The following is a 16,227-nucleotide window of genomic DNA, read 5'->3' on the forward strand; positions in this document are numbered from 1 at the left end:
TTAAATATTAATTTTTTAAAATTATATTTGATTTAGTTAAAAGGAAGTTTATATGCGTATTTTGAAACAACCATGTGGAATGTATGAAACAAATTGTTATATTATAGATCATAATAACAAGCAAATTATCATCGATCCAGGAGAAAATGCTTATAAGTTTATCAAAGAAAATACAAGTAAACCTTTAGCTATTTTAAATACCCATGGTCATTATGATCATGTTTATGATAATGCTAAAGTTAAAATGGCTTATGAAATTCCAATTTTTATCCATAAAGATGATGCTTTTATGCTAAAAGATCCTTTTAATTATGGTTTTGAGCATTCAAGTGCTGATGTATTGATAGAAAATGAAAATGAATTTAGTATAGATGAGTTTAAGTTTAAATTTCATCATTTCCCAGGGCATACTCCAGGGTGTTGTATGATAGAACTTGTGGGTGAAGATGTGCTTTTTAGTGGGGATTTTTTATTTTATCGTAGTATTGGTAGGTGGGATTTTCCTTACTCAGATGCAACTAAGATGAAAGAGAGTTTGCTTAAAGTTTTAGCTTATGAAAAAGATTTTAAGCTTTTTCCAGGGCATGGAGAAGAAAGTTCTTTAAGAGAAGAGCAAAGTGCAATTCCTGCTTGGTTAAGGTATTTTCATTAATGGATAAGGTTTTATATTTTTTAAGTTTTTTACTGATTTTAAGTGCGATTTTGAGTTTTTTTAAACCCAAAGAAACAAAAAAGAAATTTTTTCACAAATGTCCATGTTTTAGAGCAGTAGAAAATGGTTTAATGAGTAGAATTTGCATTTATGCAGGAAGTTTTGGTTTTATGTATTCTGTGCTTTATATTGGTTTTGGAGTGTATGATAAAAAGCTTTTTATGATTTTGCTTTTATCTTTTGCGATATGGTATTTTGCTTGGGTTTTAAAAAAAGAATAGCTAGAATTAGCTATTCTTAAAAATTATTTTGTATTAATATATAAAGGTTCAAAAGGACCATAACGATGTTGCTCTATACTAAATTTATCATGTTTAGCATAAGGTTTTACATCCATATCTGCAGGTTTTACATCACGATCTGGAAAGTCTTTATTTCTATTCTTTTTAATAGGTCTTGGTTGAGAATTAATATAAGCTGCCACATCATAAGCTTGTTCTAGAGTTAAGGTTGCATCATCTTTTGGCATATTTGCTTTGATATAACTTGCAGCTTTGATAAGTCTATACATGCCAGCACCTGTGTTGTAACTATCATTTCCCCATAAAGCAGGATATATGTAATAACTCATACTAGGATCATTACTTTTTACCCCCTTTCCATTTTCTCCATGGCAGGCTACGCACTTATTTTGATAAATTTCTTTACCTTTTTTAGGATCTGCTGCTCTTTTTAAAAAGGATATTTTAGGTAATCCTTGTCCTTGTGTTTTTGCTCCTACTTCTATACCTTGAGAAATATAATGCATATAAGCAAGTATGGCTTTCATTTGAGGAGAGTTGTTTGGAAGCCTTTTGCCATTCATGGATCTTTCCATACAGCCATTAATTCTATCTTCTAGAGTGATTATTTTATCCGCTCTTGCATTATATTGTGGAAAGCGTGCATAAATTCCTACAAAACCTGATTGATTTTTTATAGTTCCAGCATTAGCATGACAGCTTGAGCAAGAAAGATTATTACCTGCATAACGATTTTTAGGATTTTTTGCTTGAGGTCCTATATAGTTTGTGGTGTAATTTAAAATTTTATTACCCAAAATGACTGCTTGAGTATAAGGTGAATTTGGAAGTTTATCTTCAATGATAATACCATTTTCTATAGTATTTGGGACTTTCCATTGTGCACTTTGTAAATGGATACCTGTTTGCTTTTTTGCTTGAAGTTTTGCTTGATCAATGGCAAAAGCAGAACTCATTAAAAAAGATAAAGATAAGACAGAATATACAATTTTTTTCATTTTACCTCCTTAAACTTGTCTTATTTTCATCTTATAACTTGAAATTTAAAAAAAATATTAAATGTTTTTAATGTAAAAGTATCTTTAAATACTACTATGCCGTTTTTAAAGATAAAAATGATATTATTAATATTTTTTAGAATATGTCATTAATGTTACCTTTTTATACATTTTATCAAAGGAAATTATCAATGAGAAAAAGCATAGCAGAATGGGAAAAACAGGAACTACTTTTACTTTCATTACCCCATAAAAATAGCGATTGGAGTCCTTATTTAGAGGAAATTATGCAAAGCTATGAGGAATTTATTAAAGCTGTGGCAAATTTTCAAAAAGTTTTACTTATTGCTCCAAGTGAAAAAGATTTTCAAAGATTTAAACATATAAAAAATGTAGATTTTTTTAAGTGTGATACTAATGATACTTGGATTAGAGATTTTGGTGCAATTGATGTGCGTGAAGATGATAAAATTATAGGGCTTGATTTTACTTTTAATGCCTGGGGTGATAAATTTCAAAGTTCTTTAGATAATGCTGTAAATTCTAAACTTTTTAACAATAAACTACAAGGAAAATTAGAAAAAATAGATTTTATTTTAGAAGGTGGGAGTATTGATTTTAATGGGCAAGGAGTAATGCTTACAACGAGTGCTTGTTTGTTAAATAAAAATAGAAATTCACATTTAAATAAAGAACAAATTGAAGCCAAGTTAAAAGAAATTTTTGGCTTAAAACAAATTATATGGTTAAATCATGGTTATATAAAAGGCGATGATACTGATCATCATATAGATACTCTAGCAAGATTTATCAATGAAAAAACCATCGCTTATTGTGTGTGTAAAGATGAAAATGATGAGCATTACGCACCTTTAAAGGCTATGGAAGATGAGCTGAAAAAAACAGGATTTGATTTATTAGAACTTCCTTTACCTAAACCTTTGTATTTTGAAGGTAAAAGACTTGGTGCTACTTATGCAAATTTTGTTTTTGTTAATGGTGGTTTGATAGTGCCAACTTATAATGATGAAAATGATGCTTTGGTATTAGAAAATTTACAAAAAGCATGCAAAGATAGAAAAGTAGTAGGGGTTGATGCAAGGGTGTTTTTAAGACAAAATGGTTCTTTGCATTGTTCTTGTCAAAACCGCTATGAAGGTCAAAGATGAATTTACAAAAAAGCGCAACTATCATTGCAAGTGTATGTGCTATTTTTTTAGCTATTATAAAATTTGCAGTAGGATTAGCTTCGGGTTCTGTTGCAGTACTTTCTAGTGCGATTGATTCTTTGCTTGATTGTGTGATTTCGGGTTTAAATTTTTTAGCTTTGAAAAAAAGTTCTCAAGGCTCTAGCAAAGAATATAATTTTGGCCTTAGTAAAATTGAAGCTTTAATGGGGCTTTTTGAAGGTCTTGTTATTAGTGGGATTGGGGTTTATATTTTTTATGAGAGTGTTTTGAAAATTCACAATCAAGAAAGTGTAGAAAAACTTGATCTTGGAATTTTTGTCATGGCTTTTGCTATGGCTGTGACTTTGTGTTTGGTGGTTTTTTTAAATTATGTTGCTAAAAAAACAAAAAGCTTGATTATAAAAGCTGATAGCTTACACTATAAAATAGATTTCTTGACTAATGCTTTAACGCTTTTAGCACTTGTGATTATAGCTTTTACAAATTATCATTTTATTGATGGATTATTTGGCATAGCTATAAGTTTATATACGATTTTTTCAGCTTTTAAAATCATTAAGGAAAGTTCTAAAATTTTATTAGATGTAGCTATTGATAAAGAACAAGTTGAAGTGATTAAACAAATCATAAGTGCAAATAAAGAAGTCAAAAGTTTTCATCATTTAAAAACTAGAAAAAGTCCTGATATGCTTTATGTTAGTGTGCATTTAGTTTTTGAACCTACAATATCACTTTTAAAAGCTCATGAGATTGGTGATGAGATTGAAGATAGTATAAGAGAACATTTTAAAGATGATTTTTGGAATATCCATATACATTTAGATCCTTATGATGATTCAGAAGAAGAAAGGAGTAAAAATGAAATTAGCACTCATTCAGCAAGAATTTAAACAAAATAAAGAAAAAACTATAGAAAAAACATGCGAACTTATTAAACAAGCAGCAAAAGAAAAGGCTGAGCTTGTGTGTTTGCAAGAGCTTCATCAAACGCAGTATTTTTGTCAAAGTGAAAATACAAACTTTTTTGATTTGGCAAATGACTATGAAGAGGATGTTAAATTTTGGTCTAATGTAGCTAGGGAAAATAAAGTTGTTTTGGTAACTTCTTTATTTGAAAAAAGAAGTGCAGGGCTTTATCATAATACTAGTGTGGTATTTGAAAAAGATGGCTCCATAGCAGGCAAATATCGCAAAATGCATATTCCTGATGATCCTTGTTTTTATGAAAAATTTTATTTTACTCCAGGTGATTTGGGTTTTGAGCCTATACAAACAAGTGTTGGAAAGCTTGGTGTTTTAATATGCTGGGATCAATGGTATCCTGAAGCTGCTAGGTTAATGGCTTTAAAGGGAGCTCAAATTTTAATTTATCCTACTGCTATAGGTTGGTTTGATAAGGATGAAAAAGAAGAAAAACAAAGACAGCTTGAAGCTTGGATAGGCGTTCAAAGAGGTCATGCTATAGCTAATGGCTTACCTGTAGTAGCTATTAATAGAGTGGGTTTTGAAAAAGATGAAAGCGGTGTGGAAGAAGGTATAAGATTTTGGGGGAATTCTTTTGTTTTTGGGGCTCAAGGTGAAGAGCTTTTTAGGGCTGATGATAAACAAGAGCTTTGTAAAATCGTTGAAATTGATATGCAAAGATGTGAAAATGTGCGTAGATGGTGGCCATTTCTACGCGATAGACGCATAGAATATTTTCATGAATTAAATAAAAGATTTATTGACTAAAAGGAGGAAAAATGAAAAAAGTTTTAGTGCCTTTGGCAAAAGGTTTTGAAGAGGCTGAATTTATAGGTATAGCTGATGTTTTAAAAAGAGCAGGGGAGGCTAGTGGAAATTTAGAAGTTATTATTGCTTCACTAGATGATGAGCTTTTAGTGCAAGGAGCTAATGGAATTAGCATAAGGGCTGATGTGAGTTTGGCTAGTGTTGATCAAGAAAATTTAGATGCAATCGCTTTGGCAGGTGGATTTGAAGGTATGATGAATTTAAAAAACAATTCTCTTATCATAAAAATCATACAAGATTTACATGCTAAGAAAAAAATTGTAGCTGCTATTTGTGCTTCACCTATGGTATTGGCAAAAGCAGGGGTGATTAATGGCGAGTTTTCTTGCTATCCTGGTTGTGAAGTGGGTATTGAAGGTATAAGAGTAAATAAAGCAGTTGTAGTAAATGAAAATGTCATCACAGCAGCTGGGCCTGCTACGGCTATTTTATTTGGTTTAAAGCTTGCTAAACATTTATGCTCAGAAGAAATTTATCAAAAACTTTATGAAGGTATGCTTGTTCCTTTAACAAAATAAACCCTCGCTGATGAGGGTTTAGCTTACATTTGTTTCATAAGCTTGGTAATTTCACCCTCATGAGGAAATCTATCTACTTCACAATTAAACAAGTCTTTTTTAGAGTAAATGATTTTACCATCTACTTCTACTATAAAATGACCACCACCTTTTTCTATGGTAGAAATTTGCGCATCTTTGAATTCATTTTGTATTTCTTCTGCAACCCTTGCAGCTTGTGGTTTGTAATTTCAAAGATTACAATAATAAATTTTTACTTCCATTTTTTACTCCTTTTTTGAAAGTAAGCTATTATACATTTTTTATGCTTGTAAGTTTTAAATTTAAGGTTTTTTTTTATAATAATAAAAAAATACAAGGAAAAATATGAGCCAATTTACACATTTGCATTTACATACAGAATATTCTTTACTTGATGGAGCAAATAAACTCAAAGAGCTAGCTAAAACGCTAAAAGCACAAGGTGCAACAAGTGTTGCTATGACTGATCATGGAAATATGTTTGGTGCTATTGATTTTTATAAAACAATGAGAGCTGAAGGAATTAAGCCTATTATAGGGCTTGAAGCATATTTACATAATCACGATGATTTAAGTGATAAAAGTTCAAGACAGCGTTTTCATCTTTGTTTATTTGCTAAAAATGAAATTGGTTATAAAAATTTGATGTATTTGAGCTCGCAAAGTTATATACATGGCTTGTATTATTACCCAAGGATTAATAAAAAGCTTTTAGAGACTCATAGTGAGGGTTTGATTTGCTCTTCTGCGTGTTTGCAAGGTGAGGTTAATTGGCATTTAAATACCAAGAATGAAAGAAATATAAAATTTGGCGCAAAGGGTTATGAGGGTGCAAAAGAAGCAGCTTTATGGTATAAAAAGGTTTTTGGAGATGATTTTTACCTTGAAATTATGCGTCATGGTATTGATGATCAAAAATTTATTGATGATTCTATCATCAAACTTGCTAAAGAGCTTGATATAAAAATTATTGCAACTAATGATACGCATTACACTTTTAAAGAAAGAGCGGCTGCTCATGAAGTATTTATGTGTATAGCCATGGGGGTTAAGCTTGATGATCCAGGGCGTTTAAGACATGAGGTGCATGAGTTTTATGTAAAAACGCCAGAGCAAATGAGCGAGCTTTTTGCTGATATTCCTGAAGCCATTGAAAATACTCAAGAAATAGCTAATAAATGCAATTTAGAATTAAAACTAGGCGATCCAACCCCACCAAATTTTAAATTTACCCGTGAATATGCAAAAAAATATAGTTTAAATCTAGCACAAGAAGATCAAGAATTTAGCTTTGATAATGATGATATAGTTTTTGAGTATCTTTGTAAAAAAGGCTTAGAAGAAAGACTTCAATTTATCGATGAGAGTAAGCATCAAGAGTATAAAGATAGGCTTGATTTAGAAATTAGTATTATTAAAAATATGAAATTTTCAGGTTATATGTTAATCGTTCATGATTTTATCGCCGCAGCTAAGGAAAAAGATATACCAGTTGGCCCAGGGCGTGGGAGTGCAGCGGGGAGTTTAGTTTCGTATTGTTTGAAAATTACAGATTTAGATCCTATACCTTATAATCTTCTTTTTGAAAGATTTTTAAATCCTGAGCGTGTATCAATGCCCGATATTGATGTGGATTTTTGTCAAGATAGAAGAGGGGAAGTGATTGATTATGTGATCGATAAATACGGAGCTGAAAAGGTTGCACAAGTCATTACCTTTGGTAAGCTTTTAGCAAAGGGAGTAATCCGTGATGTGGCTAGGGTTTGTGATATGAGCATACCTGATGCGGATGCTTTGGCAAAATTAGTTCCTGAAGAGCTAAAAATTACTTTAGAAAAAGCCTATGAGCAAGAACCAAAAATAGCTGAATTTGTAAATTCTCATCCAAAAGGGCGTCAAGTTTGGGATTTTGCTAAAGCGCTAGAGGGTTTAAATAGAAATGCAGGTATGCACGCGGCCGGAGTTGTGATATCTAATGAAGCTTTGTGGAATAAAGCTCCGCTTTTTAGACAAAGCAAAAACGATGAGCGCCATTTGGTAACCCAGTATTCTAAAGAATATCTTGAAGATGTGGATTTAATTAAATTTGACTTTTTGGGTTTAAAAACCCTTACAGTAATTGATAATGCGATTAAGCTAGTGAAAAAGCGTTATGGTAAAGATGTAATTTGGGAAAAGATTGATATGAATGATCCTAAGGTTTATAAAACCATACAAAGTGGTAATACCTTGGGTATTTTCCAAATAGAATCAGGCGGTATGCAAAGTTTGAATGCTAGGTTAAAGCCTGAAAGATTTGAAGATTTAATCGCGGTTTTAGCTTTATATAGACCAGGGCCACTTGATAGTGGGATGGTGGATGATTTTATCGATATCAAACATGGTAGAAAGGCTGCTACTTATGCATTTGAAGATTTAAAGCCTATACTTGAAAACACTTATGGGGTTATAGTTTATCAAGAGCAGGTTATGCAAATAGTACAAAAAATTGGTGGTTTTTCTTTGGGTGGAGCTGATAATGTACGCCGTGCTATGGGTAAGAAAAAAAGAGAAATTTTGGACAATCTTAAAGCAGAGTATTTAGAAGGCGCTAAAAAACAAGGCTATGATGAGAAAAAGGCTGATGATTTGTTTGAGCTTATTTTGAAATTTGCTGAATATGGTTTTAATAAATCTCACTCGGCTGCCTATGCACTTATAACCTTTCAAACAGCGTATTTAAAAACTTATTATCCAAGTGAATTTATGGCTGCGCTTTTAACAAGTGAAGAAAGCAATGTGGATAAGGTCGCAAAATACATTGAAGAGATGAAAAGAATGAATATCAAGCTTTTGCCGCCAAATATCAATAAAGCTCAAAGAGAATTTAGTGCAACTAAGCTTGAAGATGGTTCTGAAGCTATTATTTATGGGCTTGGAGCGATTAAGAGTGTGGGAATTCCTGCGATAGAAAATATCATGACTATTCGCAAGGAAGAGGGCTTTAGTGATTTTGATGATTTTATAAGCTCTATTGATCCTACTAAGATTAATAAAAAAACTATAGAAAATTTAGCTAAATCAGGTGCTTTTGATGAGTTTGGTTATACTAGAAAATGCTTGGTAGATAATCTTGAGCTTATTTCAGAAACAAGTAGAAAAATTGCTGAAGTTAAAAGAAATTCTACTGCTTCTCTTTTTGGAGAAGAAGAAATAGCTGCAGATATCAAAGTAGGGCTTCATGATAGCAAGATAGAATTTGAACTAATGGAAAAACTAGGCTATGAAAAAGAAATTTTAGGAATTTATGTATCAGGCCATCCTTTAGATAAATTTGCAAGTCAAATAGAAGGTATAGAATATTTTAAAAGTATGGATTTTGAAACACTCAAAGGCGAAGGTGAGCTTTTGGTTGTAGGAAAGATTGAAGATTTTAAATCAATGATGAGTAAAAGTGGTAAAAGATATGCTAAGGCTGTGGTTTTAGACTTTTATTCTTCTTTTGATATGATTATTTTTGAAACTCAAGTAGAAAAAGTTGAAACACTTTTTAAAGAAAGCAAAGATGAAGCCTTTGCCTTTTTACTAAGATATAAAAACAATGACAATGACTTAAGCTTTAGTTTAAATGAAATTTATACACTAGAAGAAGCAAAAGAAAATGAGCTAAAATCTTTTAGTAAGAAAAAAAGCTTTGTAAAAAAAGAAAACAAAGAAGATTTTACACAAGATCCTATGAAATTTGAAGAAAATATCATAGAACTTGACATTAATAAGCTTAGTAAAGATATGGTGTATGAAATTTATGATCTAGCTAATACAAGACATAATCCGAAAGATGCTAATAATAAAAAGCTTGTGTTAAAAGTACTTGATATGGGTAGCTGCTTGCTTTATCATACAAATTTTGTTCTCTCGCAAGAAGCTATGGATGTGATAGCTCAAAAATGTAAAGGTTAAAATATAGACACTAAAAGTCCATTTTATATAGTATAATTATATCAATACAATATAAAAAGGATAAAAAATGGCTTTAGCACTTGAGACTATTCAAGATTATACCATCCAAAAAGGTAAAAAATCTTTTTGGATGTGCTTTAACACTCCAAATAATGATTTTCATGTCAATAAAACAAAATATAGTGATTTGTTTGATAAAGACAAGACAGATTACAAAGCTAGAGATGAATTTTTAGCTTTTATGAAAGAAAATTTTCCAAAAACAAAACTAACTATGGTATTTGATATGGCTCCGGTGGGGCGTTTGTTGTATCCTTATTTGGGCAGTCTTGCTGTTGATTGTGAGGAAAATGATGAGGTTTATAAGGCTATAAGCAAAAAATACGAAGATGAAAATTGCATGCCAAAATCCATGAATGCAGTTTTTTGGGAAATGAGCCTTGAAGTAGCCAAAGAGCTACATGAGGCTAGGAAATTTGATTATGAAAATTTTTAAAGGTAAAAAATGCAAATACAAACTTATATAAAAGAAGCTTTAGACAAAGCAGAGGTAATCATCATCACAGCTGGAGCTGGCATGGGAGTAGATAGTTGTTTGCCTGATTTTAGAGGAAAAGAAGGTTTTTGGAGAGCTTATCCGCATTTGCAAAAACTAGGTATAGACTTTGAACGCATGGCTAATCCTACAAATTTTTATACAAACGCACAGCTTGCTTGGGCTTTTTATGGACATAGATTTAAATTATACAAAGATACTAAGCTACATAAAGGTTATGAAATACTTTTAAAACTTGCAAAAAGCAAACAAGATTATTATGTCGTTACGACTAATGTAGATGGACATTTTAAAAAGGCTGGTTTTGATGAGAATAAAATTTATGAATTTCATGGAAATATAAATTACTTGCAATGTTTTAATTATGCATGCGGTGATTTGATCTGGCAAATGCAAGAGGAATTAGATATAGATATGGAAAATTTCAAAGCCTTATCTTTGCCAAAATGCCCTAGATGTCAAGGTTTAGCAAGGCTAAATATCTTGATGTTTAATGATGGTAGTTTTAATGATAGCCGTTATTTTTTACAAAAGCAAAGTTATAAAAACTGGCTTAAACCCTTAGAGGATAAAAACATCTTGTTTATAGAGCTTGGAGCTGGTAAAGCTGTGTCTAGTATGCGTATGTTTAGTGAGGATTTTTGTAAAAAAAGCAAAGCTGGAACACTTTTAAGGATCAATCCAAATGAGTGTGATTTTCCAAAGTTTTTTAGAAATGGCATAGGGCTTAAGATGAAAGCTTTGGAAGCTTTGGAAATGATAGATAGCTTGATATAATAAGCTTAAAATTTAGAAAGGCTATAAATGAGTGAAAAAGAAAACGAGGTAAAATCTTGCGTTGTGAGTTTGAAAGAGTTGGTGTGTGGAGATATAATTAATGGTAGTAATATTTTTGATAAAGCTTTTTCTTTAAACATACCTTATTATCAACGCCCTTATGCTTGGGGTATAGAGCAAGTTAAAATTCTTTTAAAAGATATAAGCGAACAAATAGATAAAAACCAAAAATATCTTTTAGGAAGTTTGATATTGCATAAGGGAAATACAGAAATAGTAGATGGCCAACAACAGAAAGATAATGAATTTAATATAGTAGATGGCCAACAACGCCTTACTACTTTGGCTTTGATTTTAAGAGTTTTATGTAAATGTAATTTTTTAAATAATGTTGAATACTCTCATAATGAGTCAAAATACCATATCAAAGAAAATTACGAGTATATAAAAGCTTATTTTGAAAGTTATAGTGATAAAAAATGCGAGTTTTTAGATTTTCTTTTAGAGAATATAGAATTTATCTGTGTTTTAGCACCAAGCGTAGATGAAGCATTTTTGTTTTTTGATAGTGCAAATTCAAAAGGAAAAGGCTTAAAATCATACGATCTTATAAAGGCTTTTCATTTGCATTCTTTAAAGAAAAGACAAAAAAATTATGCCATGTTTTTTGAAAATATTGCAAAAGATGAAAGAAAAATCACTATTTTATTTGACGAGCTTTTAGCACCTGCTAGAGCATGGTTAAAACATAAAAACATTAGAGTAGATAAAATTAAAACAGAACAAATATATGAAGAGTTTTGTAAAGAATTTTCTAGTGATAAATTCCTTTATAGCAAGGAAGACTTAGGAATTTTAAGTAGTTTTGCTAATGGGGATGATTTTTTTAAGTATTTATATAAATATAATAAGTGTTTTAATAAAGTTATAAAACAAAGTGAAATTTATGAAAGTCTAAATATAGATACTTTTTTATATTGCAGATCTGTTTATGCAATTGCTGCGATGATTTATTTTTCTAAATTTCCAAATGGCAATAGTGATTATTTCTTAGCCTTGCTTGCAAGAGCTACTTTTAGTCCAAGATTTTATAATATAAATATCACTAGAGACATTCAAAAAAATTATGCTTTGGAATTTTTAGAAAAAGTGTATTTTGTATCTTTTGAAGGGGAATTAGAGCAAAATTTACTTGATTTTATTCAAGAAAAAATGATTTTAGAAAAAGAATTTTATAAAAAAAATGAAAATATGCTTGAAAAAGCAAAAAGAAAATACTACTTGAAGATTATTGAAAATTACTATAAAAATAAAAATCTTGAAAAAAATATTCCATTGCATTATGTGCAATATAAAAACAAGGAAAGGAATAAGTAATGAATAATAAAGCAAATATTAAAAATATTAGTGGAGTAGAAGAAATTTTTTTTGAAATTCCACCTTATCAAAGACTATATGAGTGGAATAAAGAGCAAATACAAACCTTACTTAATGATATAAAAACTAAAATTGATGAAAATAAGAATAAAGAATACTTTATCGGCAATGTGGTGGTAAGCCAAAAAGATGATAAATACTTGCTCATAGATGGCCAACAACGCTTAACAACTTTGTTTTTGATAGGATTTTATCTTTCTTATAAAAATCCAAGCGATCAGCCAAAGTGGAAAGAATTTATAATGCAAAGTGATAAACTTAGAATTTCTATGCCTATAAGAGAAAAAGAAGAAAAAGTTCTAAAAGAATTTGCTAAATTTTGTAAAGATAATCAAAATAATGAGAGAAAAAATGATATTTTTTTACAAGAAATTAAAAAATTTCCACAAGATATATGTCAAAACATACCACAAGCTTTAGAAATTATAGTAAATTGGTTTGAAGAAAATATCAAAGAAAATATCAAAGAAAATATCAAAGAAAATATCAAAGAAAATATCAAAGAATTTTCTGATTTTATTTATAACAATGTAAAATTTGTTTTTGTAGAATTAGCCCAAAATACTGACTTAAATCGCTTTTTTATCCGTATGAATAAGCGCGGCAAACAACTAGAAAAACATGAAATTTTAAAAGCAAGATTGCTTTCTAAAATTACTAATAAAGATGGAAAAACTCTAATTACTAATAAAGATGAAAAAACCCTTTATGCTCATATATGGGATATTTGCTCACAAATGGATAATTATATCTTTCAAAAAGCTAGCGATAGAAAGATTTCTGAATTAGATGAAAGCAATAAAGATACTATAGATACTATTATAAAAGAATCATTTGATAAACCAAATCAAGATGAAGAAGAGCGGGAAAAATTTAAATCTATAGTAGATTTTCCTACTTTTTTATTGCATGTTTATAAGCTTACTTTTTTAGAAGAAAAGCAAAATGAAAATAATGATAAAAATTTTACCATAGACAAAAATAAGCTTTTAGAGATTATAAAAATAGAAGAAAAAGAAAGCACCAAAACATTCATGGAAAATCTTTTAATATATAGAATTTTATTTGATTATTTTGTTATTAAAGGTCAAGATGATGAGGAAAATTCTTATAAGATTAGAAGATTAACTAAAAATACAAAAAATAACACATATTCAATCAGCGAAGATTCTAATGTTATACCTGAACTTGCTATGGTGCAAAATTATCTACGCGTAGCAAGAAGTGGTATGTCTAATAATCATCATCACTGGCTTACTCCGTTTTTGAAATTTTTGGATGATAAAATTGAATTAGAAATTTCATGTAATGAAGTAAAAGATAGTAATAAACAAGAAGAATTTCAAATAAAAATAGATGATTGTAATATTACTACAAATTTTAAAGACTTTTTAAATAAATTAAATCCAAACGAAAATATTAAAAAAGAATTGATTAAATTCCTTGAAAATTTAGATACAGCTTTAGCTAAAGAGCAAGCAAAAGAAGTAGAAATAAATGGAAAGAAAAAAGATTTATTGGAAATTTCAAATGAAGTTCTTTCTAATTTAAGCAATAGTGATGAATGTATTTTTACTAATACTAACGAAGTAAAAATTCCAAACTTAGATCAAGGAACAGCGACTCCGCATTATTGGTTTTATCGTTTGGAGTATTATTTATGGAAGTATTCAAAAATGGAATATTCTTTAGAAAATAATGTAAAATTAAAAGAAATAAAATTAGATAATAAAACATTTGACTATGTTGCTAGCAGTTTCTATTTTAGAAATTTAAATTCCATAGAACATGTGCAAGCACAAAGTAAAGCACAAGAATGGAAAAATGACAAAGATAAAATAGATAATTTTGGAAATTTAGCTCTTATTAGCTCTAGTTTTAATTCATCTTTAAATAACCAAGATACACAAGATAAATATTTAGATTTGCAAAAATATATAAATAAAGATAGTGTTATATCTTTAAAACTTTGGTTAATTTATGCTTTAAGCGAAAAAGATCAGTCAAAATGGACTTTTGGTAATGCACAAACACACAAAGAACAAATGTTAGAAATATTAAAAAAATCGTTTGAAAGCAGTTAAGATAAAGCCTAAGGCTTTATCTTTTCATAAATTTAACAAGGACTTTATTTTTGCTTCTTATCTTACGAAAATACTCTTTTGATAAGATATCTTTTAAAATTTTAGCATTGTTGTAGCTTAGATTAGTTTTTCTTTGTATGTAAGAAATGGCTTTATTTGTTAAATTTTTCTCTCTTGATTTTTTTATCAAAGCCTTATCTAAAGTAGCTATCTTAGGCATGTTTTTGATAAATTCTATATATTCTTCTTTGCTTTCAAAGGGAGAATCTTCAAAACTAAATGGAACCTGACTTGGTATTTTTTTTCTTTTTCATTTTTTCCTCCATATTTTTAAAATGATATTCTAGCATAAAATATAGACATTATTAGTCTATAAAATTCTAATATAATTTTATTTTACAAAGGAAAGTGATGAAAGAAGTTAGGATTGTTATCGATGATGAATTTGATCATGTAAGAGATTTTCAAAATGGCTTTGCAGCGGTAAAAAAAGCTGGTAAGTATAGTTTTATAAATAGCAGTGGAGAATTAATTTGTGATTTTTTATATGATGAGGTTTTAAATTTTAGTCAAAATTTAGCAGGTGTTATGATAAATAACAAATGGGGTTTTATAGATACTAAAGCTAAAGTGGTGGTGGATCTTATATATGATGATGTTTGTAGTTTTGTAAATGATTATGCGCTTTTGCGACAAGGAAATGAAAATATCATCATAGATACTCAAGCAAATATCATTCTAAAGACTGAATATGATGGCATTATAAGACTTAGTGATAAGCTTTTTAAGATCAAAAAAGGCGATGTGTTTGCATTGATTGATCAGAATGGAAATTTTTTAAGTGATTTTGAGTTTTTAAGTATAAAAAGACTAAATGAAAAATTATTTTTATGCAAGCAAAAGATCAATGGCAAGGTTAAATGCGGAGTTTTAAATGAATTTGCAAAGCTTGTTTTAGAGGCTAAATTTGATGATATTAGCTTGATAAATGATGAGTATTTGCTAGTGTTTGATGGGTTTTTATATGGTTTGTTTGATGTAAATTTAAATTGCATTTTTGATCCTATGTATAAGGATGTGAAATTTATAGCCAAAGATATGATCAAAGTCAGGGTAGGGACTAAATATACTTTGGTAGATAAAAACAAAAATGAGCTTAGTAAGAATAGTTTTGATTTTATGAAGATTATTGATGATGAGCTTGTTTTGTTTTTAGAAAATTCTAAATTTGGTTTCATGGATCAAAATGGGATGGTAATTTGTGAAGCTAAATTTGATGAAGTTGGAGAATTTGTTGGTGGATTAGCTTGCGTAAAGATAGCTAACAAATACGGCTTTATAGATAAAAATGCCAAAATCATCATCGATGTGATGTATGATGAGCTTAGGTTTTTTAGTGAGAATTTAGCAGCCTTTTGTGCAAGAGGAAAATGGGGTTTTATCAATACAAAGGGAAAAACCATCATAGAAGCAAAATACGATGAGGCAAATAGCTTTAGCGAAGGCATAGCAAGTGTAAAAAAAGACAATAGATATTTTTTGATCAATCAAAATGGTGAGATACTTTGTGAGCATGAGTATGAGTATATGTCTTGTTTTAGCTGTGGTTTGGCATTAGTTTTAACAAGTGATGGTTTTATTTATGTGGATAAAAATACAAATATTGTTATAAAAGAGCATTTTGATGAGGCGTTTGATTTTAAAGAAGGTTTAGCACAAGTTTGTATAGATAATCAATGGGGTTTTATTAATACAAATGGAGAATTTGTGCTTGATTTGCAGTTTGAAAATGTAAATGATTTGGGCAATGGAATTTACGAGCTTAGTAAAAATGGACATAAATTTTACTTAGAATACAACGGAAAAATAACCCTTAATCCTTTTTCTCAAAGACAAATTGCATGTATAAGCAAGGATATAGGCTGGAGAATTTTAAGGTTGTTAGAGTTGAAAGAGTAAAGG

Annotated in this window: 15 protein-coding genes; 12 read left to right on the forward strand and 3 right to left on the reverse strand. The window is 29.6% G+C overall.

Annotated features, from left to right (window positions below; translation table 11 throughout):
* Positions 1-52: 52 nt before the first annotated feature.
* Both L8W69_RS01050 and L8W69_RS01055 read left to right on the forward strand, forming a co-directional pair.
* Entirely contained in the window at positions 53-652 is a 600-nt protein-coding gene (locus L8W69_RS01050) for an MBL fold metallo-hydrolase (RefSeq protein WP_263660924.1), read from the forward strand.
* Complete coding sequence (locus L8W69_RS01055) at positions 652-933, forward strand: hypothetical protein (protein WP_133318838.1); 282 nt, start codon at positions 652-654, stop codon at positions 931-933. Before L8W69_RS01050 ends, L8W69_RS01055 begins: the two co-directional genes overlap by 1 nt.
* Positions 934-956: 23 nt before the next feature.
* Here the strand turns inward: L8W69_RS01055 and L8W69_RS01060 are convergent, their stop codons facing one another.
* Positions 957-1,952, reverse strand: coding sequence for a c-type cytochrome (locus L8W69_RS01060; protein ID WP_263666198.1), 996 nt, complete (start codon positions 1,950-1,952; stop codon positions 957-959).
* A gap of 191 nt (positions 1,953-2,143) precedes the next feature.
* Here L8W69_RS01060 and L8W69_RS01065 point away from each other — a divergent pair, with 191 nt between their 5' ends.
* The 4 genes from L8W69_RS01065 to L8W69_RS01080 are packed head-to-tail and all read left to right on the forward strand — an operon-like array spanning position 2,144 to position 5,451.
* Positions 2,144-3,121 carry an agmatine deiminase family protein gene (locus L8W69_RS01065; protein WP_263660052.1) on the forward strand — a complete coding sequence of 326 codons (978 nt, stop codon included), beginning with the start codon at positions 2,144-2,146 and terminating at the stop codon, positions 3,119-3,121.
* Positions 3,118-4,032 carry a cation diffusion facilitator family transporter gene (locus L8W69_RS01070; RefSeq protein WP_263666199.1) on the forward strand — a complete coding sequence of 305 codons (915 nt, stop codon included), beginning with the start codon at positions 3,118-3,120 and terminating at the stop codon, positions 4,030-4,032. The genes L8W69_RS01065 and L8W69_RS01070 overlap by 4 nt, the downstream gene beginning before the upstream one ends.
* Entirely contained in the window at positions 4,001-4,873 is an 873-nt protein-coding gene (locus tag L8W69_RS01075; protein ID WP_087699946.1) for an N-carbamoylputrescine amidohydrolase, read from the forward strand. The genes L8W69_RS01070 and L8W69_RS01075 overlap by 32 nt, the downstream gene beginning before the upstream one ends.
* An 11-nt stretch (positions 4,874-4,884) precedes the next feature.
* Positions 4,885-5,451 carry a DJ-1 family glyoxalase III gene (locus tag L8W69_RS01080; protein WP_263666200.1) on the forward strand — a complete coding sequence of 189 codons (567 nt, stop codon included), beginning with the start codon at positions 4,885-4,887 and terminating at the stop codon, positions 5,449-5,451.
* 23 nt (positions 5,452-5,474) lie between these two features.
* Here the strand turns inward: L8W69_RS01080 and L8W69_RS01085 are convergent, their stop codons facing one another.
* Positions 5,475-5,714, reverse strand: coding sequence for a SelT/SelW/SelH family (seleno)protein (locus L8W69_RS01085; protein ID WP_257396702.1), 240 nt, complete (start codon positions 5,712-5,714; stop codon positions 5,475-5,477).
* Positions 5,715-5,817: 103 nt separating this feature from the next.
* Between L8W69_RS01085 and dnaE the strand changes: the two genes are divergently transcribed.
* The 5 genes from dnaE (at position 5,818) to L8W69_RS01110 (ending at position 14,265) form a co-directional block, all read left to right on the forward strand.
* Positions 5,818-9,411 carry a DNA polymerase III subunit alpha gene (dnaE, locus tag L8W69_RS01090; protein WP_263666201.1) on the forward strand — a complete coding sequence of 1,198 codons (3,594 nt, stop codon included), beginning with the start codon at positions 5,818-5,820 and terminating at the stop codon, positions 9,409-9,411.
* 67 nt (positions 9,412-9,478) lie between these two features.
* Positions 9,479-9,907 carry a hypothetical protein gene (locus L8W69_RS01095; RefSeq protein WP_263666202.1) on the forward strand — a complete coding sequence of 143 codons (429 nt, stop codon included), beginning with the start codon at positions 9,479-9,481 and terminating at the stop codon, positions 9,905-9,907.
* A 9-nt stretch (positions 9,908-9,916) separates the two neighbouring features.
* Complete coding sequence (locus L8W69_RS01100) at positions 9,917-10,744, forward strand: SIR2 family NAD-dependent protein deacylase (protein ID WP_263666203.1); 828 nt, start codon at positions 9,917-9,919, stop codon at positions 10,742-10,744.
* Between the two features lie 27 nt (positions 10,745-10,771).
* Positions 10,772-12,121, forward strand: a complete 1,350-nt coding sequence (locus L8W69_RS01105) for a DUF262 domain-containing protein (RefSeq protein WP_263666204.1) — start codon at positions 10,772-10,774, stop codon at positions 12,119-12,121.
* A complete protein-coding gene (locus L8W69_RS01110; RefSeq protein WP_263666205.1) occupies positions 12,121-14,265 on the forward strand; it encodes a DUF262 domain-containing protein in 2,145 nt (714 codons plus the stop codon). The genes L8W69_RS01105 and L8W69_RS01110 overlap by 1 nt, the downstream gene beginning before the upstream one ends.
* Positions 14,266-14,281: 16 nt before the next feature.
* Here the strand turns inward: L8W69_RS01110 and L8W69_RS01115 are convergent, their stop codons facing one another.
* Entirely contained in the window at positions 14,282-14,485 is a 204-nt protein-coding gene (locus L8W69_RS01115) for a hypothetical protein (protein ID WP_041570284.1), read from the reverse strand.
* A 191-nt stretch (positions 14,486-14,676) separates the two neighbouring features.
* On the opposite strand from L8W69_RS01115, the gene L8W69_RS01120 reads away from it, so the two are divergent.
* Positions 14,677-16,224, forward strand: a complete 1,548-nt coding sequence (locus L8W69_RS01120; protein WP_263666206.1) for a WG repeat-containing protein — start codon at positions 14,677-14,679, stop codon at positions 16,222-16,224.
* Positions 16,225-16,227 lie beyond the last annotated feature (3 nt).

The sequence above is a fragment of the Campylobacter sp. CNRCH_2016_3089 genome (assembly GCF_025772505.1).
Classification (GTDB): Bacteria; Campylobacterota; Campylobacteria; order Campylobacterales; family Campylobacteraceae; genus Campylobacter_D; species Campylobacter_D lari_D.